Source organism: Albidovulum aestuarii (assembly GCF_029961185.1).
Lineage (GTDB): Bacteria > Pseudomonadota > Alphaproteobacteria > Rhodobacterales > Rhodobacteraceae > Albidovulum > Albidovulum aestuarii.
The window spans coordinates 301,292-325,323 of record NZ_JASBQQ010000002.1; the positions used below are offsets into that span (position 1 = coordinate 301,292).

A 24,032-nucleotide genomic window follows, 5' to 3' on the forward strand; every position below is an offset into this window, starting at 1 on the left:
AGATAGGGCGCAAAACCGGAAGAGGAAAGGCAATGGATCATCAAGTTTTGCGATGCTTCCAATCAAGCAGTGTTTCAATCACCGCTGCCATCGCTTCCAGATAGCGCAGATCCGACAGAAACGGCTCAGTGACTTTGGCAGCTTTGCCCATGACAGCCCCGGCAAGACTGCCATTCCCCCAAGAAGGATGCGACCGACCCGTATGCTTGCGATACAGGTCCGCCGCATGGGCGCATTCCAGAACCCGGCGTATCTCAGAAACACGGCACGCAGGCGGCAGATCGACAACCGCCCTTGCCACCGCAACTACATCGCCATGGATGACCTGCCGCATGTCCTCACAGATCCGGCAAGGCGAGTTCTATGTAGTGGACGGCGATGCGGACTTCTCCTCCCGAAAAATCTCCACCCTCGGCATCAAGCTGCATCGCCTCGGGCACATAAAATGTCGTGGGCTGCCCCAGCAAACCGCGTGCCCAGGACCCGGCAGACAAGCCAAGGCCCGAGCCATAGCGCCCAACGGCCCCGGGATTGCCCAACGCCCACCCCGTCAGAGTTCCGGTAATGTCGGTGATCACCCGTGCAGTGGCCCCTAACACAACGGCATTCGACGGGATAATGATCGCACTCGTCGAAACCGTTCCAGCGGTTATTACGTGGTCGATTTCCGCCACTTTCATGGCAAGGCCCGCGTTATTGGGCGACAACGTCGCCATCCCCGCCCGCCACGCGGCACCGTCAAATAGCGCCGAGCCACCCTCATCGAGGATCGTTGCCGACCAGCCACGTTTTGGGTCAACGAACTCCCAGCCACCGTTCGTGCCGATGGCAATCTTGCCGTCCTGCCCGGACCACTCATTGACTGCGCCAACCGGCACACCAAAGCAGGCCCCGTCGATGACGACCGCCGGTGGCAGGGCCATGCTCTTGGAGATCAGCACAAGTTGCACAAGCCCATCGAGCCGAGTCATCGCCTCGTTCACGGTCACATGTTTCTGCGCTTGCGCCGGTTGCAAAAGTGGCAGGCCAAGCTGGTTGGTATTAGACATCGACAGTAATCCTCCTGAAGGGCCCGGGCCCGAACGCATCCGACAATTGGGCCACATGAATTTCGAACGGTGCGGTCACGGCGTCGGCGGCCTGCATCGCCGCCGTGTAGGTCCAGTTTGGTTGCGCCACGAAGACCTCACGCCGGATCAAGCTGCTTTCGACGATCCGCACGAGATACCGCTCAAGCGCCTCGCCCAGCGGCACGTCGAACCCTGACCAACTATCCCCGTCAAGGCGTGTACGGCGGACCCAGCTTACGCCCAGATCGCCCATCAGATCGCGCGCAGCCCGCAGATGCGCGGGCGACAGCGGTCTGAGGCCGATCCCGGAAAACGCCTCCACCCGATGAATGTAGGATGGGTCGTCATAGGCGCGCGTCGATGGGCCGATCCGGTAGTTTCGCGCCAGATCGCGTGCAGCCAAGGCCATATCGATCTGCTTCGGCGCACCGTTCATCAGCACGACATAGGACCCGATGGGCCATGTCACAGGTGCGACCGCATCGGTCCCCGCCTGTCCCCTGAGCCGCATTGAAAGGTCATAGATGTCTGGACCGACCAGCACCGCATCGGCAAATTGGAACACTTCCCAATTGCCCGGCGAGCCATCTCCGATCGCCATTACGTTGGCCCCGTTCAAAAGCTGGTCGCGACTGACCGAACTCAGATCACCCCCCGACACCCTGACACGCAGAGGCAGCCCACGGTCCCAAAGCCCGGGCGCGGCCGCATCCAGAACCGTTTCCGTCTCTCCGATTACCGCACGGGTCGAAATCAAACGGTTCAGCACATATCCCGCATCGCTGTCGGACGAATAGACCGCCGCCGAGCCCGGCCAAGGCACCGCGGTGACGGCCAGATGCGGCGCATGGGGTATTTCCTGCCCGGTGAGCAGGGGCAGATCCATGAAGAGCGGAAAGACCGGGACCGGCGCGGCGAATGAACGCGGCGTTGCGCGCTCCTCGGCCTCGTCGGACGGCTCGTAGACCGCCGGCTCCACCCTCACGGCTTCCAGTGAAATGGCACCCGCCTGCTCAACCCGGTCGATTCGGTAACGCCCCGCCCCGCCGAGGTTGACAACATCACCTACCCCGAGATGGCCCAGCGACGGCGGCAGCGCAAACCGCGCGCCATCCCGCGCCACCCGCGCCTCGGCCAGCCAGCGCTCGACGATCCGCTGCCCCTCCGACCGGGTCAGCGCCAGCACAAGTTCCGTTTGCGCGATGCCCAGCGCCCCTTCATCCGGATAGATCGCCTCGACGGAACGCGCCTCATAATCGCCCTCTGACTCGACATAGTTCAGCCGCACACGGCCCGCGATTTCGGCCTCGGTCGCGCGCACGGTCTCGATCCAACCGTCTGTTTCCTCGCTTACGGCAAGCTCGTCCGCACCGATGGACGCCCTGACCACGCCGTTCCGCATCCGGAAACGCATCAGGCCATCCCGCTCCAGCGCCTCGAACCCATAAGCCAGCATCAGTGGTTGTAATGCCGACCGCCCCGTCGTCACATCCGCCACCGAATAACCCCGGACAAGGCCGTAAAGCCCGTCTACATCGATATCGGTCAGCTCAGAACGGGCACAGATTTCAGCCACCACACTCGACAAGGGCTGGGCCGAAACCCGGCCATTCATCCAATGGCCACGGGCATAGTTCTCGCCATCCGTCCAGAGATCGGTATTCGCCGGAAAATAGGGAAACGGCCGGACATCCCATGCCCAGACATGCGCCCGGTCCATGTCGATCATCGGCCCGCCATATTTGGTCGAGACCGGGTTTCGTACTGGGTCGCGCCAATAATCGATGACCGCGCGCAGATACTGCATCTGGATCAGGTCGTCGCGCCGGCCATTGGAATAAGCCGGCAGGCTCGACTCCGAGGATTTCGGGTCGAGAAACTTGTTCGGCTCGTTCGTGCCCTTGTCGATGGCCGCGCATCCGAACTCATCGGCCCAAGCCGCATCAAACTGCGGACCCCGAAGCGAGTCCGGACTGAAGGCAGAATAGACCTCCGCCACCGCCCCGTTCGGCCAGACGAGCCTCTTGCGGGTTGCCTCCCAGACCGGCCGCCGGTCGGGTGGCGAACAGGCCAGAATGCCGCTCTCGCCAAAGACCATCACTTCGCGAACCTGATCCACGGTCTCGCCCAGCAAAGCGGCCCGCCGCGCCCGGCCGTTGTCCAATGGCCGCGGCCCCTCGAGCTGCGCCCGCACCCATTCCGCCCCGGCGCGGGTCTTACCCGCGCCGCGCCCGCCCATGATGACCCAGCTTTTCCAGGCGCCTTCCGGCGGCAACTGATGCGGCAGCGCCCAGAACTCGAAAAGCCAGGGCAGCGCCATTAGCGCCTCGTCGCTCAAGCCCTCAAGAAACTCATCCACCATCTCCGGCGTCGCGGAGGCGAGCCAGGCGGCGGCTGATCTCATCGCGGGCCGCGTCGAGGTCGAGCGCGTAGTCGTAAGCGACTCCGTCTTCAAGTTTGTCGAGTTTCGCAACTTTCGCCCTTTCCTCGAACACCATCAAAAGCGCCTGCCGCAGATCCTTGTAGGACCGCGTGGCCTCTTTCAGGTCGTCGAACTGGTCCTGTTTGATCCGGTCCATCGCCGCGTTGATCTCGCCGACGACCAAACCCAGTAGCCCCATGGCCTGATCGACCAGAGGTTCAACCTTCGGCCCTTCGGCCGTATTCCCTGTTGTCATTAAGTCCAGACCGCCTCTCATGCAGGTCCCGCACGAGCGAAATGAAAAAGCGGCCCTGGGGTCGCCCCCGGCCGCTTGCCCACTTCTTCTAGCATGCCCGAAGGTATACCCGGGACCGCTCGGATAGTCAAGAAAAACTGTATTATCAGATAGTTAACATAAAGTGCGCACGACTATCCAAAGTCGAAGTTCAAGAGTAAGGTGGGTTTAAACCCACCTTACCGATCTGAACTGGGTTCAGTTCCCCGACCCCTGCTCCGCTTCAATCGCCCGCCACTTGGCGACATTCGCGTTGTGTTCATCGAGCGTCTCGGCAAAGGCATGGCCGCCCGTACCGTCGGCAACGAAGAACAGGAACGGTGTGTCGTCCGGGTTCAACGCGGCGGCAATGCTCTCGCGCCCCGGATTGGCGATGGGGGTGGGTGGCAGCCCGTCGATCACATAGGTGTTGTAGGGCGTGCGACCGCGCAGCTCGCTCTGACGCAGCCCGCGCCCCAGCACACCCTGCCCTTTGGTGATCCCGTAGATCACCGTCGGGTCGGTCTGCAGCTTCATCCCCTGATCCAGCCGGTTCAGGAAGACGCTCGCCACCCGGCCCCGCTCCTCGGGAACCCCGGTCTCCTTCTCGACGATGGAGGCCATGATCAACGCCACCTCTGGACTGTCGTAGGGCAGGCCATCTGCCCGCTCAGCCCAGAGATCGGCCAGAACCGCATCCTGCCGCCGTTGCATCTCGGCCAGCAGTTCAGCGCGCGAAGCCCCCCGCACAACCTCATAGCTGTCCGGAGCGAGTTTTCCTTCGGCGGGCAATTCACCCGGCTCACCTGACAGGAACTCCGCCCGTTTCAACGCTTCCACGATCTGCCAGCTTGTCGCGCCCTCCGCCAGCGTGATGCGGAACCGCACCGCCGGGTCTTCGGCCCGTTCGACATAGGCGTCGGGCGCGGCCTCCTCTGCCGGATCGAACTTTGCCACTTCCTCGTAACGGTTCGTAACCGGATCAAGCTCTCGCACCACGACATCGGCCCCGTTGACACCGATGCGGAAATTCACTTCCGTCCCGCAGGTCGACTGTCCGCTGCCGGTCAGCGCCTCTACGATCCCGGCCATCGACGCCTTGGGCGGGATCAGGAACGAACCCGCCTTCAGACTGCCCGCCTTGTTTTCATAATCGGCACCGACCCGAAAGATATAGGCGGAAGTCACCGCCCCCTGCCCGGCCAGATCGGCGGCGACACCGCGCAGGTTCGCGCCGCTTTCTACCCGGTAACAGATCGCCTCGGCCAGGGGCCCCGGCCCTTTATACTGCTGCTGCCCCCAGGCGACCAAAGCCGCCGCCGCCACCAGCAACACAATGGCGATGGTCAGAAAGTTCGAGGCGATATTGCGCCACATCAGCCCGTCACCCGGCCAACGACGAGCGAAGCATTGGTGCCACCAAAGCCGAAGGAGTTTGACAGCGCCACATTGATCTCACGCTTCACCGCCTTGTTCGGGGCAAGATCCAGCTTCGGTTCCACCGCCGGATTGTCGAGGTTGATCGTCGGCGGCGCCACCTGATCGCGAATGGCGAGAATGCAGAAGATCGCCTCTACCGCGCCCGCCGCCCCCAGAAGGTGACCGATGGCGGACTTGGTCGAAGACATCGTCGCCTTCGCCGCTGCATTGCCCATCAGCCGTTCGACCGCGCCAAGCTCGATCGTGTCGGCCATGGTCGAGGTGCCATGGGCGTTGATGTAATCGATCTGGTCGGGGGTCACGCCTGCCCGCTTCAGCGCCGCCGACATGGAACGGAAGCCCCCGTCGCCGTCCTCCGATGGCGCCGTGATGTGATAGGCATCGCCCGACAGGCCATAACCCAGCACCTCGGCATAGATCTTCGCGCCGCGCGCCTTGGCGTGTTCGTATTCCTCCAGCACGACCACACCCGCGCCCTCGCCCATCACAAACCCGTCGCGATCGGCGTCATAGGGGCGAGAGGCCTTGGTCGGGTCGTCGGCGCGCTTCGTGGACAGGGCCTTGCAGGCGTTGAAGCCGGCAATCCCAATCTCGCTGATCGGGTTCTCGGCGCCACCTGCCAGCATCACATCGGCATCGCCCCACTGAATCAGCCGCGCCGCATCGCCGATGGCATGGGCACCGGTCGAACAGGCGGTCACGACCGCATGGTTCGGCCCCTTGAAGCCATAGCGGATTCCCACCTGCCCCGAAATGAGGTTGATGAGTGAACCCGGAATGAAGAAGGGCGAAACCCGCTTCGGGCCGCGCTCCTTGATCAGCACGGCGGTCTCGGCAATCGACGACAGCCCGCCGATCCCCGACCCGATCATGACCCCGGTGCGCAACCGGCTTTCCTCGTCCTCGGGCATCCAACCGGCATCCTTCACCGCCATATCCGCGGCGGCTATGCCGTAAAGGATGAAGTCATCGACCTTGCGGCGCTCTTTCGGCTCCATCCAGTCATCGGGATTGAACGTACCATCGCTGCCGTCACCGAAGGGGATCTCACAGGCATAGGTGGTCACCACATTCGCGGTATCGAACCGCGTGATCGGCCCAGCGCCCGATTGCCCGGCAATCAGCCGCTTCCACGTCTCCTCGACGCCACAGGCCAACGGTGTGACCATACCCAGTCCGGTGACAACAACCCGCCTCATCGCGTTCCCCAACTCAGTTTGTATCCGGAGTTAGATATACGGCTCTGGCCGGGGCGGGCAAGGCCCGTTCCAGAAAGGGCAGCGGGCCGTTGCCGGTCAGATGAACTCGGCCACATGCGCGGTGTCGGGCCGCGCCTCACGCAGGGCATCCTTGAGATTCACGGTTTTATTGAACAGCGCCCGGCTTATCATCGCACCGGACACCTCGCCCAGAAGCCTCAGCCGAGACACGTCATCGACCGTCCTGACGATGCCGCTCGCGATGACCGGGATCTTCGTCCGTTCCGCAATGCGAGAGACAACGCCCAGCGCAGCATCGGCATCGCCGATGTCGTAATCGATATCGGTCACGACCACGGCGGCAAAAGGTGTTCCCTTGAATGCATCAATGAAGGCTTCGGGCGCGTATGAGCTTTCCGTCTTCCAGCCATGGGTCAGGACATGACCTTTCCAGACGTCGATCGACAGGACGATCTGATCAGGGTGATGGAACGCGATCTCCTTCACCAGATGCGGATTCTGAGCGGCGAGTGTCGACACCACGATCCGTCCCGCCCCGAGATTGATCCATTCCTCAATTCTGTCGCGCGTGCGGAATCCGCCGCCAAGCTGCACTGGCAGACCGGCATCCCGGATGATTTTCAGAATCAGATCGCGGTTCTTGGTGCTGCCCGCCATCGCATCCAGATCGGTGACATGCATCCACTCTGCGCCCGCATGTGCGAATTCCTTCGCCTTTTCAACAGGATCAACATGCCAGATGGACGGCTCTTCAAGCCTGCCGCGATGCAGACTCACGCAGCGGCCGTTTTGAATCTCGATCGTTGGATAGATGATCATCTAGCGCCTCCATGTTGATATTGCACAGAAAAATCCTCCGTGCAGACTGGGCGGTCGCCTCATATCCGGGGCGCTGCCCTTCCTTCGATGTTAGGTCTGTTTGCGCTAAACCCAAAGGCGATTCCGACGTTTTTGAAAAAATCGCGCCACGTAGCCTCTATCGGCGCCAGCCAAGGACGGCCTGCAACATGACCACGAGGGCCGCCGCGACACAGATCCAGCCGAAGAACCAGAACCGGCCCGCCAGCGCATCTTCCGCATAAGAGGCCGCGAACCGCGCCGCGCCGATCTTCGCCGCAGCAAATGCCGCCACCGCCCCGATGGCGCCTAACGCCAGCCGCCAGCCGGGCGGAACCCGCGCGAGCATCAGGACCAGCGCCATACCGGCGCCAACCGTCCCCCCGACCCAGCCGATCTTGACGGCCCAGAACGGATGCGCACCCAGCCGTTCGGACAGGCCCATCCCGGCACATGCGAAGACGATGAAAAATGCGCCTGCCAGCGCGAGCACCTGTCGTCCCATTCCCTAACCCTCCTGCAATCCTCGATGTGATCCAGAATCGCAAAACCGGGGCCAAGCGCAACGCTCCCCACGCAGACGTGAAGCGATGTCAGCCGCGCGTGTCACGGCGCAAGAGCATAACCGGATCGCCCAGATCCACACTCTCTCGCATGGGCTGGTAACCAAGCGCCCGGGCAATCGCGAACGAGGCATCATGCCCGATCTCGATCATCGCATGGCTCACTCCGCCAAACTCCTGCGCATCGAACCAGCGATGCGCCGCCATCACCGCTTCGCGGCCATATCCCCGGCCATGGGCAGAGGCGGTAAGCACCCATCCCGCCTCTGGCGCGGCATCGAAATCGTCACCGATCCCCCGCATCCCGATGAAAAATCCGGTCTGACCGAGAAACGCCCCGTCATCACGCCGGATGATCGCCCATTGCCCAAACCCCTCGACCACCCAGTTCCCGGCAATCTTCAGAAAAACGCCCCAGCTTTCTGACAAGGGTCGCGGCTTGCCGCCGATGAAGCGCACCACCTCCTGCTCCTGCCAGATCGCGGCAAAGGCGGGAAAATCCGCTTTCACCATTTCCCTTAGGATCAGCCGTTCGGTTTCAATCACCGGAATCATGGACGCCTCCCTGCCTTTCATCTGTCAGGTGCGATCCGCGACTGTCAGAACGACCTGGCACCATAAGAGTTGATGGCTTCGCGCACCCGTCTCGGCGACTGTCCTAATCGCATGGTCAGGGCCATGCGAACACTGCGGTCACCAAACGAAAACGGCGCCCGCAAGGGCGCCGTTCCGTATTCCATCCGGATCCGCTCAGGCGGCTTCGGAGATGAACTTGACCGCGTCGCCGAAGGTCTGGATGGTTTCGGCCGCGTCATCGGGGATCTCGATCCCGAATTCTTCTTCGAACGCCATCACCAGCTCGACCGTGTCGAGGCTGTCCGCGCCCAGATCGTCAATGAACGAGGCGCTTTCCGTCACCTTGTCCTCTTCGACGCCAAGATGCTCGACGACAATTTTCTTCACGCGATCTGCGATGTCGCTCATGTCAAATCCTCATTTCCGCGGGTCTTCCCGCCTTCTGGTCTCTTGCTCTTCGCGAGCGGCTCACATGCCCCGCATAAAGCCAAGGCAACCGGAAAAGCCCTTGTCCGTTCCGGAATGTCGACGCCGCCTATAGCACAGTCTAATCCCGAGGCAAACGCTTTCGCAATGTCCCTTTTGCCGGGCGTCAAACCATGTCCATGCCGCCGTTTACGTGCAACGTGGCCCCGGTGACATAGGCAGCCTCGGCGCTGGCAAGGAAGAGCACCGCCGCCGCGATCTCTTCCGGCGTGCCCATGCGACCTGCCGGAATACCAGCCGATATGCGGGCTTTCTGCTCGTCGTTCAGCTTGTCGGTCATCGCGGTGGCGATGAAGCCGGGCGCAACGCAATTGACCGTGATGCCGCGGCTGGCCACTTCCTGCGCCAATGCCTTCGACATGCCGGTCACACCGGCCTTGGCCGCGCAATAGTTGCCCTGACCCGGATTGCCCGCCGTGGCGACAACCGAGGTGATATTCACGATCCGGCCCCAGCGCACCTTCATCATGGGCCGCATGACGCCCCGGCACAGCCGAAAGGTGGAGGTCAGGTTCACATCCAGAACCGATTGCCAGTCTTCATCCGACATCCGCATGAAAAGGTTGTCGCGGGTGATGCCCGCATTGTTGACCAGGATATCGAGCCCCCCCATGGCTTCGATCGCCTGTTTCGGCAGCGCCTCCACGGCCTCGGCATCGGACAGGTTGCAGGGCAGCACATGCGCCCGGTCGCCCAGTTCCGCCGCCAGTTCCTGCAACGGCGCCTCTCGCGTGCCCGAAAGGCCCACCGTTGCCCCCGCGCCATGCAGCGCCTTGGCAACCGCACCACCGATTCCGCCCGAAGCACCCGTCACCAGCGCCGTCTTTCCCGTCAGATCAAACATCGATCAGCCCCTCACTTTCTGTCCCACAATACTCCGGGTGGGGTCCGGGGAGGGCAGCGCCCTCCCCGGCCGCCTTACCCTTTTGCCGCAACCACATCCTCGGGTGTGCCGACCGCGCGCGTCTCCGCCTCCTTGGCGATACGCCGGATCATGCCGGAAAGCGCCTTGCCCGCGCCAATCTCCCAGAACTCGGTCACACCTTTTGCCGCCATGAATCCCACACTCTCGCGCCAGCGGACCGAACCCGTGACCTGTTCCACCAGCAGGCTGCGGATCGTCGCGGGATCGGTCACATCATGGGCGGTGACATTGGCCACCAGCGGCACTTTCGGCTCATCGATATGCACATGGCTCAGCGCCTCAGCCATCGCAGCCGCAGCGGGACCCATCAATTCACAATGGAAGGGGGCAGAGACCGGCAACAGGATCGCGCGTTTCGCGCCCTTCGCCTTGGCGATCTCCACCGCCCGCTCTACCGCGTCCTTGTGGCCCGAAACCACGACCTGCGCCGGGTCGTTATCGTTCGCAGCCTGACAGACCTCGCCCATCGCGGCCTCCTCGGCCACTGCCTTAGCGGTTTCAAAATCAAGCCCCAGCAGGGCCGCCATCGCGCCAACGCCGACCGGTACCGCCTCCTGCATCGCCTTGCCCCGCAGCCGCAGAAGCCGAGCAGTATCGGACAGGCTGAGCGCGCCTGCCGCACAAAGCGCCGAATACTCACCCAGCGAATGCCCCGCGACGAATGCGGCGCTGTCCACGCCGATCCCCTCGGCCTCCAGCGCCCGCAGCGCGGCGATCGAGGTCGCCATCAGCGCGGGTTGGGCATTCTGCGTCAGCGTCAACTCTTCCTGACTGCCTTCCCAGATGAGCTTGGAGAGGGCCTCACCTAGCGCCTCATCGACCTCATCGAAGACCGCTTTCGACGCCGGATAGGCCTCGGCCAGCGCCCGGCCCATGCCGGTTACCTGCGCGCCCTGCCCCGGAAATACGAATGCCCGTGCCATTATGACCCCCTGTGTTGTTTTGCCCCGAATACCCTGCCGAGTGACGTCGCGCAATGCGCCGGTAACGGCGATTAGGGTGGCTGACGCCCTCAGGGCGATCGGATATCATGGGTTTACACGTATGAGGACCGTTATGCGCATCCAGCCACGCGCCGAACAGCGTCACGGTTACGAGTTGCCCGCGCGCCTCCTCCACTGGCTGGCCGCGCTCGCGATCTTCGCCGCACTTGGACTGGGCCTCTGGATGACCCGGCTTCCGGCGGAAACCGAAGCCGAGGTGACCACCGTCTTCCGCGCCTACTCGGCTCACAAAACTATCGGCATCGCAGCTTTGGCACTCGGCATGGCGCGCATTCTCTGGGCCATCCTCCGCCCCGGCCCCGGCCCGCTTCACCCCGAACGCGTGGTGGAAACCTTTCTCGCGCGGCTGACCCACCGCCTCCTCTGGATCGGCCTTCTGGCCCTGCCCGCCACGGGGCTCCTCTACCATTCCGCCGCGCCGGGTTTCGCCCCGATACTGTGGCCCTTCGGTCAGGCGCTGCCCTTCGTTCCCGCCGACGAGGCACTGGCGCTCGCCTTCCGAAATCTGCACGAGGCAGCAGGCTGGCTGGTCATGGCCGCCCTTGCCCTTCACATCGCGGGCACAATGAAACACGTTGCGATCGACCAAGACGCCACACTTGCGCGCATGACTACCGGCACCGGCCCCTCCGTCCCACCCACCCGCAGGGCAATCCTGACCGCCGTGTTGGCCCTTGCGCTCTGGGCCGCGGCGCTGACCGCTTCATGGCTCACGGCTCCCCAGCCGGAACCGGACCCGTTCGACGTCCTGGACGGATTGGAAACCTTCGATGACCTCGACAGGCCGGAATAAAAGCGGTCGGGTCAGGCCTCGAGCTCGGCATCCCAATAGAGGAAATCGACCCAGCTGTCATGCAGGTGGTTTGGCGGAAACCGTCGCCCGGCCCGCTGCATATCCTCCACATCCGGCCGGAACGGTGGACGGCGCAGCGACATACCCGAATGCTTCAGAGGTTTGTTGGCTTTCTTCAGGTTGCAGGGCGAACAGGCCGCGACCACGTTTTCCCAGCTTGTCACGCCGCCCCGCGACCGTGGCAGAACGTGATCGAAGGTCAGATCACCCCTCGACCCGCAATACTGGCAACAGAATTCGTCCCGCAGAAAAAGATTGAAGCGCGTGAAGGCCACGCGCTTCTGAGGTCTTACGTAATCCTTCAGCACCACGACCGAGGGTATTCGGATCGCCGCACGCTGCGACCGCACCACTTCATCATATTCGGCCAGTATCATCACCCGGTCGAGAAACACCGCCTTGATCGCATCCTGCCAGGGCCAGAGCGACAGTGGATAATAGGACAGCGGCCGGAAATCAGCGTTCAGCACCAGCGCCGGGCAATGTTTCAGCGCCGAGGGTTCGCGGACAAAACCGGTGCGGAATTCGGTGTCAGTCGGATGGTCGAGCATTCTTACGTCGTCCTCACCTCGCATGCCTCTCAGGCACCGGGGCGGGAGCACCCGCCCCTGCTTATCCACAACTATATCTGGCGTTTCGCGTCTGACAAGCCCCGCGATATGCCATTGTTGCCACAATCACTTTACTGCGCGAGGATGAAGGGATCATGACAATGCCCAAACCCGACGGAACGCTTGAATCGGCTCTCTACGCAACGGATCTTGCGGCGGCCGAAGCCTTTTATGGCGGCATCCTCGGCCTTCCAGTCTTGGGCCGACAAGAGGGACGGCATGTTTTCTTCGCCGTTGGCCGTTCAGTCCTGCTTATCTTCAATCCAGACGCGACGGACCACCCGACCGACCCCAAGGCCCGGTTTCCCGTCCCCGGCCACGGCGCCCGCGGCGCAGGGCACTACTGCTTTTCCATCGCGGCTGAGGAGCTTGACGCAACGCGGACGCATGTCGAAGCACATGGCATCGCGATTGAAGCGGATTTTCAATGGCCGAATGACACTAGGTCGATCTACGTCCGTGATCCCGCAGGAAACTCAGTCGAATTTGCCGAACCAAAGCTGTGGTTCGACGATCTCTAGGGATCAACGACGGCGATCGTCGCGGTGGATGCGAACAGGCAGCTGCTTCCGCTCCCGTCGGGGAAGAGACATTGCGAAACCAAGGGCAATGAGTGCGAGTGCGGTCATTGCGATGATTTCCATGGTTCTCTCCTTGAGGGATTCGCTGGTCACAACCTAATGCCGCCGGTGGCGGTTTCAAGCCCCCGGCAGCTTGTCCTTGAGAAAGGCCAAGGCAACCGACAGACCGTCCGGCGCGATACCGTGGCCAGTTCCCTTCATGACATGGCCATAGGTCTCGAACCCCGCCGCTGTCAGCGCCTCGCCAGCCAGTCCCATATCCTGAAATGGCACCATCGGGTCCTGATCGCCATGGACCAGCAGAACCGGCGGCTTCGACACCGCCTCGGCAGCGAGTTTCTCCGGCTGCAAAAGTCGGCCGGAAAAGGCGACGATGGCGGCCACCGGTTCAGCCCGGCGCGGCAGGATATGCAGCGCCATCATCGTGCCTTGCGAAAAGCCGACCACCGCCAGCCGGTCGATACTCAGCGCCTCATCCGCCAGCCGCGCGTCGATGAAAGCGTTGATGTCGACGATGGACCGGGCCATCCCCGCTGTCGCCTCCGCCTCGGACGACCCGTCGAGCCACGGGATCGGGAACCACTGGTAGCCCATCGGGTTGTTGCGGCAGGGCTCGGGCGCGTCGGGTGACAGGAAAACCGTGTCCGGCAGATGCGGGGCCAGCGGATCGGCAAGACCCAGAAGGTCGGCGCCATCGGCCCCATAGCCGTGCAGGAAGATCACCATAGACTTGGCCCGCCCCGACCGTGCGGCCCTGCGGCCGAACTTCAACTCACGCGTCACCTGATCCCCTCCCGGCTTTTCATCACCCGGTAGTAGGCCCAGAGCGCGCGGGCCGCAATGGCCCTCCAGGGCGACCATGCCTCAGCCATCCGGCGCAATTCCCGTTCATTCGGACGCTCAGGCAGACCGAACAGCAACCGCGCCGCTTCCTGCAACGCCAGGTCGCCCGGAGCGAAGACATCTGCCCGGCCAAGCGAGATGATCGCATAGACCTCAGCCGTCCAGCGCCCGATACCGGGCAGAGCTGTCAGCGTCGCGACCAGGTCTTCATCCGGCAGAGAGCGCAGTGCAACATAATCAAGCCGCGCTTCGGCCAGCGCCTTGCCATAGCGGATCTTCTGGCGACTGAAGCCGCAGGCGCGCAGATCATCTTCACTGGCGCCCCGCATCGCTGTTTCACTCGCCAGCCCTGCCGCCTCCAGCCTGGACCAGATCGCATCGGCTGATGCGGTGGAAACCTGTTGACCGATGATCGCGTCTAGCAGGGCTCCGAACCCGTCAGGGCGGCGGCGCAGCGGCAGGGGGCCGGTTTCGTCCAGAAGTCGCGCGAAATCCGGGTGCCGTGTGGCCAGCCATGCCGCCCCCTCGGCCACGCAGTCCCCGGTTTCAATGATGCGACCGACCATCAGACCGGCAGATCGCCCGGCGGATTGCGCAGAAGCCGCGCCATCGCGTCCAGCGCCTTAGAGAACTCCGCCTCGGGCAGCGCGCCATTCAACGCGATGCGCACCGCGTTCGGCGTATGGCTCTCGATCAGCGCAAATTCATCGGCCGACCGCACAATCACGCCCGCCGCCTCAGCCTCGCGCGCGAAGGTCGAGGCGCGCCAGCCCTGCGGCATCGGCAGCCAGACGAAGGCCAACCCCTTCTGCCAGCGCAGGTCAAAGGCGCCGAGCACATTCAGCGTCATCTCCAGACGCCGGGCAAAGACCGCCTGCACCCTGTCGCGCAGCCGCGCGCCCTCGCCCGAGGCAAGAAGGTGGTAGACGATATCGGTCACCGGGCGGGCAAGCCCGAAATAGGAATGCTGCGCGGCAAGCCGCCCGGCCTCGCCCAGACCCGTGGGGCAGACGATCGCACCAAATCGCAGACCGGCGGCCAGCGACTTCGACACTGAGGTCACATGCCAGGTTCGCTCTGGCGCGAGGGCGCGCAGGGACGGATCGGTCGCGACCTGCACCGAGTAACAATCATCCTCCACGATCTGGATGTCGTGCCGCCGCGCGACCTCGGCAATCTCCGTCCGACGCCGGGCAGGCATCTTCACCGTCGTCGGATTCTGCGCATCCGTCGTGATGCATACGATCCGCGCGTCATGGCGGCGACAAGCGGCATCCAGTGCCTCAGGGATCATGCCGGCCCCGTCAATGGCGACCGGGACAATCTCTGCACGATTGAGCCGCGCGGCATGGCGGAACCCGGGATAAGAGAGTTCCTCGCAGAAGACCTGCGGACGGGTTCCCTTCAGGCAGCACTGCAATGCCAGATTGATCCCGTTCTGCCCACCATGTGTCAATACAATGTCATCAGCCGAGATCGGCCCGAGGATGCGGTCGGCGAGCCAGTTGGCAAGCTCCTCGCGCAACGGCCTGTCACGCCTGAGCCCGGGATAGCCGAGATAATCGACACAACCGCTCTCGCCAAGACCGGCGAAAGCCGCAGCAATGGCCTGCCCCTGCCCGACATCGGGAAGCTGCGGCGTCCGCAGATCGACCGGCGCCTTCGCGTCCGGATCACTTCTGTGGATCAGGCGCGGCTCCATCATAAGCGGTTGGGAAGCCCCGAATTTCGGGCGGTTAGAGGCGACGAAGGTACCCCGGCCGACGGCGGCTTCCAGCAAACCTTCCTGAGTCGCGATCTGATAGGCACGCGCCACGGTGCCCGGCGTCATGCCCAGACGCCAGGCCAGATCACGCACCGGCGGCAGCTTAGTACCCTCAGGCAGTTCCCCGTCACGGACCGCCTCACGAAGCGAACGCGTAAGGGCAAGGTATTTCGGCCCGTCGTAATGTGTCAGGTCGGGCTGCCACATTGTACCCATGACAAGTTTCCTCTGGATGGCCCGTCGATACTATTGTACGCCTCTATGTACTGAAAGTTGAATATTGTATCAATACAAAAGGTGCAACATGACCATGATGACCAAAGCCGCCCCGCGTCCCCTCGCCGCCCCGATGGGCCGCAAGGTGCTGACCACGCTTCCGGCTGCACTGGTAAAGGTCGTGACGCAATGGCAGACGCGCCGCCGCAGCCGCATCGCGCTGTCGCACTTGAGCGATTTCCACCTGCGGGACATCGGCCTCGACTCCATGATCCGTGATCAGGAGATCGGCCGCCCGTTCTGGAAATAAGTCCCGGTTCCGCTCATCCCCGCGGAACCTCTTCCTCGGCCGGGCTCTGCCCGGCCGTTTTTTATCAACGAGGGCAAGAAGATGCGCGAATTCACGATGTATCAGGTCGATGCCTTTGCCGCGTCGGTCTTTACCGGTAATCCCGCAGCCGTCCTGATCCTGGACACCTGGTTACCCGAGGCCGAAATGCAGGCCATCGCCGCCGAAAACAATCTGGCGGAGACCGCCTTTGTCACCCCGAAAGACGGTGGTTATGCAATCCGGTGGTTCACGCCAACACAAGAGGCTGCCTTCTGCGGCCACGCCACGCTCGCCTCGGCCCATATCCTCACCCGCGAACTCAAACTCACCGACCCGATCAGGTTTTCAACCCGCGAGGTCGGCGACCTGATGGTGATGCCCTTGGGCAACGACACCTACCAGATGGACCTGCCCGCACTGGCGCCCTCCCCGCTTCACCCGATACCTGCGGTATTTGAAACGCTCTTCCCGAAGGGATGGGTTTCTGCCGTAAGAAACTTCGAGAATATCTTTGTTGAACTCCATTCGCCTGACGAGGTAACGACCTGCACCCCCGACCTCGCGGCCATCGAAACGCTGCGGCCCTTCGGTCTGTGTATCACCGCACCCGGCGGGCAACGTCACGACGGCACAGAAGTGAATTTCGTTTCCCGTTATTTCGCGCCGGCGGGCGGCATACCCGAAGACCCGGTCACCGGATCGACACATGCAACGCTCGTCCCCTACTGGGCGGAAAAGCTCCACACCCCGAAACTCAGGGCGTTTCAGGCCTCACCGCGCGGCGGCACACTGGAATGTAGACTTGTCGGCGACAGGGTGATTCTTACCGGCTGCGCAGCCTTGTTCATGCGCGCAACGATTTACCTGCCCGACTGAAACGGCCGCTCAGACCGCGACCGCCTCGATCGCGATCGAACGGCGTTTCAACTCGCTATACATCGCCGACACCACGCGCGGCTGGTTGACCGCACGCCGCAGCGCCTCGTCGATCAGGCTTTCGCGCACCTTGTTCTGAACGCGCCAGACCAGGCGGCGTTTCACGCCGTCATCGTAGACGATTTCGACCGCGCCGGACGGTGAATGGCGCATGCCAAGGAAATCAAAGCCCCCGAGGGAGCTGTGGTAAGACATTCGTATGGGCATTTTTCTGCTCTGTTTTCTGCCTCAATGGCGCGACATTGCGGTCATGCCAGCCATCGCGTCAATCGGGTTGAACACAAATCCGCGTGATCGAGTCCCTAGCGCAACAGCGTAAAAAACAGCGTGACAGAACGAAAAAGGCGCGGACCAATGGTCCGCGCCTTCGAGTTTTCCCTCCGGCGACAGCCGGAAGCAGATCAGCGCTTCGAGAACTGGAAGCTGCGGCGGGCTTTCGCCTTGCCGTATTTCTTCCGCTCGACCACGCGGCTGTCGCGGGTCAGGAAGCCTGCTGCCTTCAGCGCACCGCGCAAGCTGGGTTCATAAAGCTGAAGCGCCTTCGAGATGCCGTGCTTGACCGCACCGGCCTGACCCGAAAGACCGCCACCGGCAACCGTGGCCATCACGTCGAACTGTCCTTCGACATTGGCGACCTGGAACGGCTGGCGCAGGATCATCTGCAGCACCGGACGGGCGAAGTACTTCGTATAGTCGATGAACTCGCCCTTGTTGTTGCGGATCAGGAACTTGCCGGAACCCGGCTTGATCCAGACGCGGGCAACCGCGTCCTTCCGCTTGCCCGTCGCATAGGACCGGCCCAGCGCATCGCGCTGCGGTTCACGGGGCGCTTCGATTTCGGCGACAGCCTCGGTGCCAGAGACGGCCGACTTCAGATCGTCGAGAGATTTGATTTCGTCAGCCATCTTACGCGCTCCGGGTGTTCTTCGGGTTCATCGACTTGACGTCGAGAACTTCGGGGGACTGCGCTTCATGCGGATGCTCGGCACCGGCATAGACGCGCAGGTTCGACATCTGCTGCTTGCCCAGCTTGTTGCGGCTGATCATGCGCTCGACGGCCTTGATCACGACGCGCTCGGGATGGGCGCCGTCCAGCACCTGCTCGGCGGTGCGGAACTTGATGCCGCCCGGATGGCCGGTATGCCAGTAGTACCGCTTGTCAGCGCGCTTGTTGCCGGTCATCTGCACCTTGTCGGCGTTGATGACGATGACGTTGTCGCCCATGTCCATATGCGGGGTGAAGGTCGCCTTGTGCTTGCCGCGCAGGCGCATGGCGACGATCGTGGCGAGGCGGCCCAGAACAACGCCCTCGGCGTCGATCAGGATCCACTTCTTCTCGATCTCCGCCGGAGTTGCGGTATAGGTCTTCATTGTCAGCCCTTCGAGTTCGGGTTCCTGGGCAGCCCGGAAGCCACCCGAAATTCGGATGCGGGCTTGTCTCCGATCCGCACGCGCTGGTCAAGTGGGTGAGATCATAATTATCTGTGTAATTTCAATGTGTTAAAAAATAGGTATTCAAATACCCCAAAAATCCGCAACAAAGTCACCCCACAACGCATCAGACCAAAGGCTGATGACTGACAGGACGGTCCATGATTTGCTAAACTCGTTTGAATTTCAGACCAACCCGGGATTTGTACGGACGATCATATGGCGCCGCCAGGCACGAAAAAGGACCAGACCCCTCCGGTAAAACGCCGGTGTCACCGTTGCCACGGCTCAGGCCGCGCACCCTGCCAGATTTGCGGCGGTGCGGGACAGGTCGTGATGGGAACCACGCCGCTGGGCAAACCGAAATTCGACCGCTGCAGCGGCTGTTTCGGAACCCGGACGACGCGCTGCACCTCGTGCCAGGGGGACGGGTTCATCTGACCTCATTCAGCGGCGCGTTTCGGCGGGATCGAATAGGTCATGTTCGCCCGCGCCACCGGCGCGTCCATACCCTCGGACCGGATCAGCACATCACCTACCGCCAGCACGCGCCCCATCTTCAACAGTCGCGCCGTCCCGATCAGGTCGCGCCCGGCCTCTGGCTTGCGCAGGAAATCGACCGCCCCGTTCGTGGTGACCGCCAATTCTACCGGCCCGATGCGTGCAAGAATGGCCAGATAGACCGCCACGTCGGCCAAGGCGAAGATATTGGGACCCGAGACGGTGCCGCCGGGCCTCAGATGCCGCTCCCCGACCTTCAGCCGCATGACGATCCCGTCCTCGGTCAGACGCTCGATCGCGAAGTCACCCTTTACCTGCGGAAACTCGCGCTCCAGAAACGCCGCCAGATCCGCCTCGTTCATCACCGCTTGCATCTTCCCTCCCCTGCCGTCGCGGCCTAGAGTTCCCCGAACCGTAAGGAATGACAAGATGAGCGACCCGATCCTTTTACGCGACGATGCCGACGGTATCGCCACGCTGACCCTGAACAGCCCCGGTAGCCTGAATGCCTTGTCCGATGCCATGCTGGCCGCGCTGAAGGACGCCTTCGCGCGTCTCGCCCAGGATCCGGGCATCCGCGTGGTGGTCCTGAAAGGCGCGGGCAAGGCGTTCTGTGCCGGACATGACCTGAAGGAGATGCAGGCGGGCCGCGCCGCCCCCGACAAGGGCCGCGCCTATTTCGCCGATCTCTTCGCCCGCTGCGCCGAGGTCATGCAGATGATCCCCGCCCTGCCCCAGCCGGTCATCGCCGAAGCCCATGGCATCGCCACCGCCGCCGGATGCCAGCTCGTGGCTTCCTGCGACATGGCCGTCGCCGCCGAGGGCACGAAATTCGGCGTCAACGGCGTCAATATCGGGCTATTCTGCTCCACTCCCATGGTCGCTCTCTCGCGCAACGTACCTCGCAAGGTCGCGTTCGAGATGCTGACGACCGGCCAGTTCATCGACGCCGCCCGCGCCGCCGAGGTCGGGCTGGTGAACAAGGTGGTTCCCTCCCAGACACTTGCCGCCGAGACCCGGGCCCTCGCCGAAACCGTCGTGGCCAAGCTCACCGCCGCCGTCAAGATCGGCAAGCGCGCCTTTTATGATCAGATCGAGATGACGCGGGCCGAGGCCTACGACCACGCCGCCGCCGTGATGGTTGAAAACATGCTCTGGCGTGACACCGAGGAAGGTATCTCGGCCTTCATCGAAAAACGAAAACCCGACTGGGCCTGACCCTCCCACTTTCTGTCCGAAAATACTCCGGGGGTCCGGGGGCTGGCCCCCGGTCCGAATTCAGATTCCGCGCGTCCTGAGCCAGAACGCGATCCCCAATGCCACCAGCGCGGCCAGAAGCGTCACCCACAGCAGCAGGGTCACGCCCCCCGCCCCGATCAAGAGCGCACCGAGGAACGGCGCTGCCGCCCCGGCCGTGAGCGGCGCCATGGCCAGAGACCCGCTCACCGCGCCGAAGTTTTCCTGCCCCAAGGCCTCGGCGGTCAGAAGCGGGCGCAGGATCGACTGGATGCCGATCGACGTGCCCTGAAGCACGGCATAGATCACCAGAAGCCAGACCTGCCCGGTGCCCGCCAGAAGTGCCACACTGGCAAGGCTCATCCCCAGCGCGATGCCGCGCGCAACCGGGCCGGATCTGGCGCGAGCGCCCGCCAGCATCACAACGATGCGGCCCGCCACCTGCATCGGCCCCACGGTGGAGGCGATGAGTACGGCAAGCCCGTGTGGCGCCCCCCGGTCGGTCAGGATCGGCAGCGCGAAGGTAAAAAGCATCGTGTGATTGCCCATCAGAAGTCCGAAGAACGCCGCCAGCGCCCAGAAATCCGGCCGCTTCAGCACAGCCCGGACCGCGCCGGGCGGTGTCGCCACCATCGGTCCGCCGCGCCGTTCGCCGCGCCTGAGGAAGCGTACACCAAGGATATTCGTGGGCAGCGTCACCGCAAGCTGAACCGCCGCGAAGACAAGAACCGCCCCGCGCCAGCCCAAAGCCTCACCTGTCAGCGCGCCCAGCGGGAAGGCGACGGTGGAGGCAAAACCCGCGACCAGCGTCACCCGGATGATGCCCGTCCGCGCCTCGCGCCCCAGCCGACGCGTCAGGAAGGAAAAGCAGGTCTCGTAAAGGCTTGCGGCCTGCGCGAACCCGATGACGATCCAGAGCGCATACCAGAGCCAGAGCACCTCGACCCGCGACAGGGCCGCCAGACACAGCGCCCCCAAAGCCGCCGCCCCACCCAGAAGCGCCCCGCCATAGCCCTTGTCCACCAGCCGCCCCGTAAACGGCGCCAGCCCAGCTTGCGTCAGAAGCGCTAGCGTCGGCCCGAGCGCCAGTTCCGCCCGGCTCCAGCCGGAACCGTCCTCCAGCGACAGGATGATCGCGCCGAAGATATAGACCAGCGACGCGAAGCCCGCCGTCTGACCCACCGCAAGCAGCCAGACGCCGATGCTGTCATCGCGGCTCATACGCTCAGAGCCCGTAGAGGTCGCCGAACTTGGCGTCGAGATAGTCCAGAAGCGGCCCTTCATTGGGGACAAACCCACAGGCCCGTTCGATCACCTCGGCCGGGCGGTAAAGCCCGCCGAAGCGCTGCACCTTTGCCGTCAGCCAGTCTGTCGCGGGCTTCGCATCTCCGCGCGCGAGGTCGGCGTCGACATCCGGCAGGTCGGCCCGCAAGGCCTTCATCAAACACCCGGCATAGACATTGCCGAGCGTGTAGGTCGGGAAATAGCCAAAGAGCCCGACCGACCAATGCACATCCTGCAAGACACCGTTCGCGGGCCGGTCGACCCGAACCCCGAAATCCTCGGCAAAGCGGGCATTCCACGCCGCTTCCAGATCGGCGACCTCAAGCGTTCCCGCCATCACCCGCCGCTCCAGATCGAAGCGCATCATGATGTGCAGGTTGTAATGGACCTCGTCCGCCTCGGTCCGGATATAGCCCGACTGCACGCGGTTCACCGACCGGTAGAACTCCCCGGCGGAACCTACGCCGAAGTCACCGAAGATCTCGCGCATCCGGCCATGGAGCCAGCCGGTGAAGGCGCGCGAGCGGCCGATCTGGTTTTCATAGATCCGGCTCTGGCTTTCATGCACGCCCATCGACACGCCCGCGCCCAATGGCGTGAAAAGATGGGCGGGGTCGATCGCCAGTTCGTAACAGGCATGGCCGACCTCGTGGATCGTCGAATAGAGGCAGTTGAAGGGATCGGCCTCCACCACCCGCGTGGTGATCCGGGCATCGTTGCCCGAGCCTGAGGAGAAGGGATGCACCGCCAGATCGAGCCGCCCCCGGGTCCAGTCATAACCGAAAGCCGTCGCAAGCTCACGCGCCAGCGCCAGTTGCCCTTCCTTTGTGAAATGTCCCGTGACCGGCGCGGGCTGCCCCCCGGCCCCAAGCACCTTTTCGCGAAGCGCCACAAGGCGCGGACGCATCCGGCCGAACATCGCGCCGATTGTCGCGGCCGTCGCACCGGGTTCGTAATCGTCCAAAAGCGCGTCATAGACATCGCCGCCGCCGAACCCGGCCGCTGCCAGCGCCTGCCCCTTCTCGCGCATTAGCGCCACGACCTTCTCGAAGATCGGCAGAAAACGCGCGACATCGTCCTTTGCCCGCGCCTCGGCCCAGATGCCCTGCGCGATGCTCGTCACCCGGGCGATCTCTGCCGCCAGCCTGCCGGGCACGGCGGCATTGCGGTTGTAGGACCGCCCAATCAACTCCAGCGACCGCGCGCCGGAGGCATCCGGCGCCTCTGCCCCGGCCAGCCAGTCACCCACGCGCGGGTCGGTGCGACGGGCATGCAGGACGCCCTCGATCGCCGCCATCTCCTCGCCGCGCTGTTCGGCAGCACCCTCGGGCATCATGGTTTCCTGATCCCAGCCCAGACGGCCCGCGATCTGCGCCAGCGCCTCTGTCTCGCGCTGGAAGGCCATGAGGTCGGCGAAAGCGGTCATTGCGCGCCCCGGATCGTCGCGGTGATCGGATATTGCGCCCGGTGCCGCGCCCGGATCACGGCGACCCAGACCGCGACCGCACCCAACTGGTGGATGAGCCCCAACGACAGGGGGGCGGCATGAACCACGGTGACAATGCCCAGCACGACCTGAGCGGCTAGCGCCACGATAACAAAGGTGAAGGCCCCGCGCGTCGCGGGCTGGGCGGACTTGCGCCCCCTGAGCCAGACGACGATGCCAAAGGCCAGCAGAAGATAGCCCGCCATCCGGTGGACAAACTGCACGAGCCCCGGATTTTCAAAGAAGGCCAGCACCGCAGGCCCACCTTCAGGCAGATAGAAGGCATCAGCCGGGAAGAAGCTTTCGCCCATCAGTGGCCAGGTCGGAAAGGCGCGGCCCGCGTCGATCCCCGCCACCAAGGCACCGAGCAATATCTGCAGGAAGGCGAAATGCATCAGCCCCGTCGACATCGAGAAAAGCTTGGCCTCGCGCGACCTGCGGGCCTGCAACAACTCCGTCTCCCGCCGCGAAAGCGAGAGCATGTACCAGGCAATCAGCCCAAGGATCGCAAAGGCCAGACCAAGATGGATCGCAAGACGGTAGGATGCCACATCGACCATGCGGCCCGTCAGGCCGGACGACACCATCCACCAGCCGATTGCCCCCTGCAGCCCGCCCAGAGCACCGAGACCCGCGAGCCGCCCGGTCCAGCCGGCGGGCATCCGCTTGGTCGCCCAGAAGAATACGAATCCCGCGGCCCAGACCAGCCCGACGAACCGGCCAAGCTGCCTGTGCCCCCATTCCCACCAGAAAATTGTCTTGAACTCCTCAAGCCCCATCTGGTGGTTCTGTAGCTGAAACTCAGGGCTCGCCTGATACTTGGCGAATTCCGCCTGCCAGTCAGCCGCGTTCATCGGCGGCAACGCGCCCGTGACGGGTCGCCATTCGGTGATCGACAACCCGCTGTCGGTCAGCCGTGTCAGACCGCCCACCGCGATCATCGCGACGACCAGCGCGAAGAGAATGGCGAGCCAGATCCGCACCGCACCGCGCGCGCCTCCACGCCCCCGATCGATCATGCCGCCTGTTGGCGTCCCAACGGGTTTCTGCCCCTCACCGACCTCTTCAAAAATGCTGCGTTTACCGGCCATGACGCCCTCCGTTCGACGGGCGGACACTATGCAAGGGCAGGGTCGGCTTC

At 63.5% G+C, this 24,032-nt stretch carries 28 protein-coding genes; 5 read left to right on the plus strand and 23 right to left on the minus strand.

The features are described 5' to 3' along the window. Positions 1 to 40: 40 nt before the first annotated feature. From QKW60_RS06215 to fabD, 12 genes are all read right to left on the minus strand, one after another. Complete coding sequence (locus QKW60_RS06215) at positions 41 to 334, minus strand: DUF7742 family protein (protein ID WP_282367310.1); 294 nt, start codon at positions 332 to 334, stop codon at positions 41 to 43. A 4-nt stretch (positions 335 to 338) separates the two neighbouring features. After that, positions 339 to 1,049 carry a DUF2793 domain-containing protein gene (locus QKW60_RS06220; protein ID WP_282367312.1) on the minus strand — a complete coding sequence of 237 codons (711 nt, stop codon included), beginning with the start codon at positions 1,047 to 1,049 and terminating at the stop codon, positions 339 to 341. Then, positions 1,042 to 3,474: a phage tail protein gene (locus tag QKW60_RS06225; RefSeq protein WP_282367315.1), complete on the minus strand. Its 2,433-nt coding sequence runs from the start codon at positions 3,472 to 3,474 to the stop codon at positions 1,042 to 1,044. The genes QKW60_RS06220 and QKW60_RS06225 overlap by 8 nt, the downstream gene beginning before the upstream one ends. Continuing rightward, positions 3,422 to 3,748 carry a hypothetical protein gene (locus QKW60_RS06230; protein ID WP_282367317.1) on the minus strand — a complete coding sequence of 109 codons (327 nt, stop codon included), beginning with the start codon at positions 3,746 to 3,748 and terminating at the stop codon, positions 3,422 to 3,424. The genes QKW60_RS06225 and QKW60_RS06230 overlap by 53 nt, the downstream gene beginning before the upstream one ends. 237 nt (positions 3,749 to 3,985) lie before the next feature. After that, complete coding sequence (mltG, locus tag QKW60_RS06235) at positions 3,986 to 5,143, minus strand: endolytic transglycosylase MltG (RefSeq protein WP_282367318.1); 1,158 nt, start codon at positions 5,141 to 5,143, stop codon at positions 3,986 to 3,988. After that, complete coding sequence (gene fabF / locus QKW60_RS06240) at positions 5,143 to 6,405, minus strand: beta-ketoacyl-ACP synthase II (protein ID WP_282367320.1); 1,263 nt, start codon at positions 6,403 to 6,405, stop codon at positions 5,143 to 5,145. The genes mltG and fabF overlap by 1 nt, the downstream gene beginning before the upstream one ends. Positions 6,406 to 6,501: 96 nt before the next feature. Continuing rightward, complete coding sequence (locus tag QKW60_RS06245) at positions 6,502 to 7,245, minus strand: 1-(5-phosphoribosyl)-5-[(5-phosphoribosylamino)methylideneamino]imidazole-4-carboxamide isomerase (RefSeq protein WP_282367321.1); 744 nt, start codon at positions 7,243 to 7,245, stop codon at positions 6,502 to 6,504. Positions 7,246 to 7,402: 157 nt separating this feature from the next. Continuing rightward, complete coding sequence (locus QKW60_RS06250; protein ID WP_282367322.1) at positions 7,403 to 7,768, minus strand: hypothetical protein; 366 nt, start codon at positions 7,766 to 7,768, stop codon at positions 7,403 to 7,405. An 88-nt stretch (positions 7,769 to 7,856) separates the two neighbouring features. Further along, positions 7,857 to 8,381 (minus strand): GNAT family N-acetyltransferase, encoded by a 525-nt coding sequence (locus QKW60_RS06255; protein ID WP_282367323.1) that lies wholly within the window; start codon positions 8,379 to 8,381, stop codon positions 7,857 to 7,859. 195 nt (positions 8,382 to 8,576) lie between these two features. After that, complete coding sequence (locus tag QKW60_RS06260) at positions 8,577 to 8,810, minus strand: acyl carrier protein (protein ID WP_103256210.1); 234 nt, start codon at positions 8,808 to 8,810, stop codon at positions 8,577 to 8,579. 184 nt (positions 8,811 to 8,994) lie between these two features. Beyond that, entirely contained in the window at positions 8,995 to 9,732 is a 738-nt protein-coding gene (gene fabG / locus QKW60_RS06265) for a 3-oxoacyl-ACP reductase FabG (RefSeq protein ID WP_282367329.1), read from the minus strand. Between the two features lie 74 nt (positions 9,733 to 9,806). After that, the gene (gene fabD, locus QKW60_RS06270; RefSeq protein ID WP_282367330.1) at positions 9,807 to 10,736 is read right to left on the minus strand and encodes an ACP S-malonyltransferase; all 930 of its coding nucleotides are present in this window, start codon (positions 10,734 to 10,736) and stop codon (positions 9,807 to 9,809) included. Between the two features lie 133 nt (positions 10,737 to 10,869). On the opposite strand from fabD, the gene QKW60_RS06275 reads away from it, so the two are divergent. Continuing rightward, positions 10,870 to 11,610, plus strand: coding sequence for a cytochrome b (locus tag QKW60_RS06275; RefSeq protein ID WP_282367331.1), 741 nt, complete (start codon positions 10,870 to 10,872; stop codon positions 11,608 to 11,610). Positions 11,611 to 11,621: 11 nt separating this feature from the next. Here QKW60_RS06275 and QKW60_RS06280 read toward each other — a convergent pair whose 3' ends face one another. Further along, on the minus strand, positions 11,622 to 12,221 hold the full coding sequence (locus QKW60_RS06280; protein ID WP_282367332.1) for an HNH endonuclease: 600 nt from the start codon (positions 12,219 to 12,221) through the stop codon (positions 11,622 to 11,624). A 155-nt stretch (positions 12,222 to 12,376) separates the two neighbouring features. On the opposite strand from QKW60_RS06280, the gene QKW60_RS06285 reads away from it, so the two are divergent. Next, positions 12,377 to 12,802 carry a VOC family protein gene (locus tag QKW60_RS06285; RefSeq protein WP_282367333.1) on the plus strand — a complete coding sequence of 142 codons (426 nt, stop codon included), beginning with the start codon at positions 12,377 to 12,379 and terminating at the stop codon, positions 12,800 to 12,802. Between the two features lie 177 nt (positions 12,803 to 12,979). Here the strand turns inward: QKW60_RS06285 and QKW60_RS06290 are convergent, their stop codons facing one another. The 3 genes from QKW60_RS06290 to QKW60_RS06300 are packed head-to-tail and all read right to left on the minus strand — an operon-like array spanning position 12,980 to position 15,686. Further along, the gene (locus QKW60_RS06290; protein ID WP_282367334.1) at positions 12,980 to 13,645 is read right to left on the minus strand and encodes an alpha/beta hydrolase; all 666 of its coding nucleotides are present in this window, start codon (positions 13,643 to 13,645) and stop codon (positions 12,980 to 12,982) included. Beyond that, on the minus strand, positions 13,642 to 14,274 hold the full coding sequence (locus QKW60_RS06295; RefSeq protein WP_282367774.1) for a DNA-3-methyladenine glycosylase family protein: 633 nt from the start codon (positions 14,272 to 14,274) through the stop codon (positions 13,642 to 13,644). Before QKW60_RS06295 ends, QKW60_RS06290 begins: the two co-directional genes overlap by 4 nt. Continuing rightward, the gene (locus tag QKW60_RS06300) at positions 14,271 to 15,686 is read right to left on the minus strand and encodes an aminotransferase-like domain-containing protein (protein WP_282367335.1); all 1,416 of its coding nucleotides are present in this window, start codon (positions 15,684 to 15,686) and stop codon (positions 14,271 to 14,273) included. Before QKW60_RS06300 ends, QKW60_RS06295 begins: the two co-directional genes overlap by 4 nt. Positions 15,687 to 15,774: 88 nt before the next feature. Between QKW60_RS06300 and QKW60_RS06305 the strand changes: the two genes are divergently transcribed. Continuing rightward, positions 15,775 to 15,996, plus strand: a complete 222-nt coding sequence (locus tag QKW60_RS06305; protein WP_282367336.1) for a DUF1127 domain-containing protein — start codon at positions 15,775 to 15,777, stop codon at positions 15,994 to 15,996. Between the two features lie 81 nt (positions 15,997 to 16,077). After that, entirely contained in the window at positions 16,078 to 16,893 is an 816-nt protein-coding gene (locus QKW60_RS06310; RefSeq protein WP_282367337.1) for a PhzF family phenazine biosynthesis protein, read from the plus strand. Between the two features lie 9 nt (positions 16,894 to 16,902). On the opposite strand, the gene QKW60_RS06315 is transcribed toward QKW60_RS06310, so the two are convergent. The 4 genes from QKW60_RS06315 to QKW60_RS06330 all read right to left on the minus strand — a co-directional run bounded on the left by QKW60_RS06315 (position 16,903) and on the right by QKW60_RS06330 (position 19,259). After that, positions 16,903 to 17,148, minus strand: a complete 246-nt coding sequence (locus QKW60_RS06315; RefSeq protein WP_282367338.1) for a hypothetical protein — start codon at positions 17,146 to 17,148, stop codon at positions 16,903 to 16,905. A gap of 206 nt (positions 17,149 to 17,354) precedes the next feature. Next, on the minus strand, positions 17,355 to 17,858 hold the full coding sequence (rpsI, locus tag QKW60_RS06320; protein ID WP_263738318.1) for a 30S ribosomal protein S9: 504 nt from the start codon (positions 17,856 to 17,858) through the stop codon (positions 17,355 to 17,357). 1 nt (position 17,859) lies between these two features. Further along, positions 17,860 to 18,324 carry a 50S ribosomal protein L13 gene (rplM, locus tag QKW60_RS06325; protein ID WP_263738319.1) on the minus strand — a complete coding sequence of 155 codons (465 nt, stop codon included), beginning with the start codon at positions 18,322 to 18,324 and terminating at the stop codon, positions 17,860 to 17,862. Between the two features lie 503 nt (positions 18,325 to 18,827). Next, positions 18,828 to 19,259: a PaaI family thioesterase gene (locus QKW60_RS06330; RefSeq protein ID WP_282367340.1), complete on the minus strand. Its 432-nt coding sequence runs from the start codon at positions 19,257 to 19,259 to the stop codon at positions 18,828 to 18,830. Between the two features lie 55 nt (positions 19,260 to 19,314). Between QKW60_RS06330 and QKW60_RS06335 the strand changes: the two genes are divergently transcribed. Next, positions 19,315 to 20,103 (plus strand): enoyl-CoA hydratase, encoded by a 789-nt coding sequence (locus tag QKW60_RS06335; protein WP_282367342.1) that lies wholly within the window; start codon positions 19,315 to 19,317, stop codon positions 20,101 to 20,103. Between the two features lie 60 nt (positions 20,104 to 20,163). Here QKW60_RS06335 and QKW60_RS06340 read toward each other — a convergent pair whose 3' ends face one another. From QKW60_RS06340 to ctaA, 3 genes are read right to left on the minus strand one after another with little or no spacing between them, the layout of a single operon-like run. After that, positions 20,164 to 21,342 (minus strand): MFS transporter, encoded by a 1,179-nt coding sequence (locus tag QKW60_RS06340; protein WP_282367344.1) that lies wholly within the window; start codon positions 21,340 to 21,342, stop codon positions 20,164 to 20,166. Between the two features lie 4 nt (positions 21,343 to 21,346). Further along, the gene (locus QKW60_RS06345) at positions 21,347 to 22,831 is read right to left on the minus strand and encodes a carboxypeptidase M32 (protein WP_282367346.1); all 1,485 of its coding nucleotides are present in this window, start codon (positions 22,829 to 22,831) and stop codon (positions 21,347 to 21,349) included. After that, a complete protein-coding gene (ctaA, locus tag QKW60_RS06350; protein ID WP_282367348.1) occupies positions 22,828 to 23,982 on the minus strand; it encodes a heme A synthase in 1,155 nt (384 codons plus the stop codon). Before ctaA ends, QKW60_RS06345 begins: the two co-directional genes overlap by 4 nt. Between the last annotated feature and the right edge of the window lie 50 nt (positions 23,983 to 24,032).

Coding starts and splice junctions, on each gene's coding strand:
- QKW60_RS06215 (WP_282367310.1), bottom strand. CDS start 334: ATGCGGCAGGTCATCCATGGCGATGTAGTTGCGGTGGCAAGGGCGGTT.
- QKW60_RS06220 (WP_282367312.1), bottom strand. CDS start 1,049: ATGTCTAATACCAACCAGCTTGGCCTGCCACTTTTGCAACCGGCGCAA.
- QKW60_RS06225 (WP_282367315.1), bottom strand. CDS start 3,474: ATGAGATCAGCCGCCGCCTGGCTCGCCTCCGCGACGCCGGAGATGGTG.
- QKW60_RS06230 (WP_282367317.1), bottom strand. CDS start 3,748: ATGACAACAGGGAATACGGCCGAAGGGCCGAAGGTTGAACCTCTGGTC.
- mltG (WP_282367318.1), bottom strand. CDS start 5,143: ATGTGGCGCAATATCGCCTCGAACTTTCTGACCATCGCCATTGTGTTG.
- fabF (WP_282367320.1), bottom strand. CDS start 6,405: ATGAGGCGGGTTGTTGTCACCGGACTGGGTATGGTCACACCGTTGGCC.
- QKW60_RS06245 (WP_282367321.1), bottom strand. CDS start 7,245: ATGATCATCTATCCAACGATCGAGATTCAAAACGGCCGCTGCGTGAGT.
- QKW60_RS06250 (WP_282367322.1), bottom strand. CDS start 7,768: ATGGGACGACAGGTGCTCGCGCTGGCAGGCGCATTTTTCATCGTCTTC.
- QKW60_RS06255 (WP_282367323.1), bottom strand. CDS start 8,381: ATGATTCCGGTGATTGAAACCGAACGGCTGATCCTAAGGGAAATGGTG.
- QKW60_RS06260 (WP_103256210.1), bottom strand. CDS start 8,810: ATGAGCGACATCGCAGATCGCGTGAAGAAAATTGTCGTCGAGCATCTT.
- fabG (WP_282367329.1), bottom strand. CDS start 9,732: ATGTTTGATCTGACGGGAAAGACGGCGCTGGTGACGGGTGCTTCGGGC.
- fabD (WP_282367330.1), bottom strand. CDS start 10,736: ATGGCACGGGCATTCGTATTTCCGGGGCAGGGCGCGCAGGTAACCGGC.
- QKW60_RS06275 (WP_282367331.1), top strand. CDS start 10,870: ATGCGCATCCAGCCACGCGCCGAACAGCGTCACGGTTACGAGTTGCCC.
- QKW60_RS06280 (WP_282367332.1), bottom strand. CDS start 12,221: ATGCTCGACCATCCGACTGACACCGAATTCCGCACCGGTTTTGTCCGC.
- QKW60_RS06285 (WP_282367333.1), top strand. CDS start 12,377: ATGACAATGCCCAAACCCGACGGAACGCTTGAATCGGCTCTCTACGCA.
- QKW60_RS06300 (WP_282367335.1), bottom strand. CDS start 15,686: ATGGGTACAATGTGGCAGCCCGACCTGACACATTACGACGGGCCGAAA.
- QKW60_RS06305 (WP_282367336.1), top strand. CDS start 15,775: ATGACCATGATGACCAAAGCCGCCCCGCGTCCCCTCGCCGCCCCGATG.
- QKW60_RS06310 (WP_282367337.1), top strand. CDS start 16,078: ATGCGCGAATTCACGATGTATCAGGTCGATGCCTTTGCCGCGTCGGTC.
- QKW60_RS06315 (WP_282367338.1), bottom strand. CDS start 17,148: ATGTCTTACCACAGCTCCCTCGGGGGCTTTGATTTCCTTGGCATGCGC.
- rpsI (WP_263738318.1), bottom strand. CDS start 17,858: ATGGCTGACGAAATCAAATCTCTCGACGATCTGAAGTCGGCCGTCTCT.
- rplM (WP_263738319.1), bottom strand. CDS start 18,324: ATGAAGACCTATACCGCAACTCCGGCGGAGATCGAGAAGAAGTGGATC.
- QKW60_RS06330 (WP_282367340.1), bottom strand. CDS start 19,259: ATGCAAGCGGTGATGAACGAGGCGGATCTGGCGGCGTTTCTGGAGCGC.
- QKW60_RS06335 (WP_282367342.1), top strand. CDS start 19,315: ATGAGCGACCCGATCCTTTTACGCGACGATGCCGACGGTATCGCCACG.
- QKW60_RS06340 (WP_282367344.1), bottom strand. CDS start 21,342: ATGAGCCGCGATGACAGCATCGGCGTCTGGCTGCTTGCGGTGGGTCAG.
- QKW60_RS06345 (WP_282367346.1), bottom strand. CDS start 22,831: ATGACCGCTTTCGCCGACCTCATGGCCTTCCAGCGCGAGACAGAGGCG.
- ctaA (WP_282367348.1), bottom strand. CDS start 23,982: ATGGCCGGTAAACGCAGCATTTTTGAAGAGGTCGGTGAGGGGCAGAAA.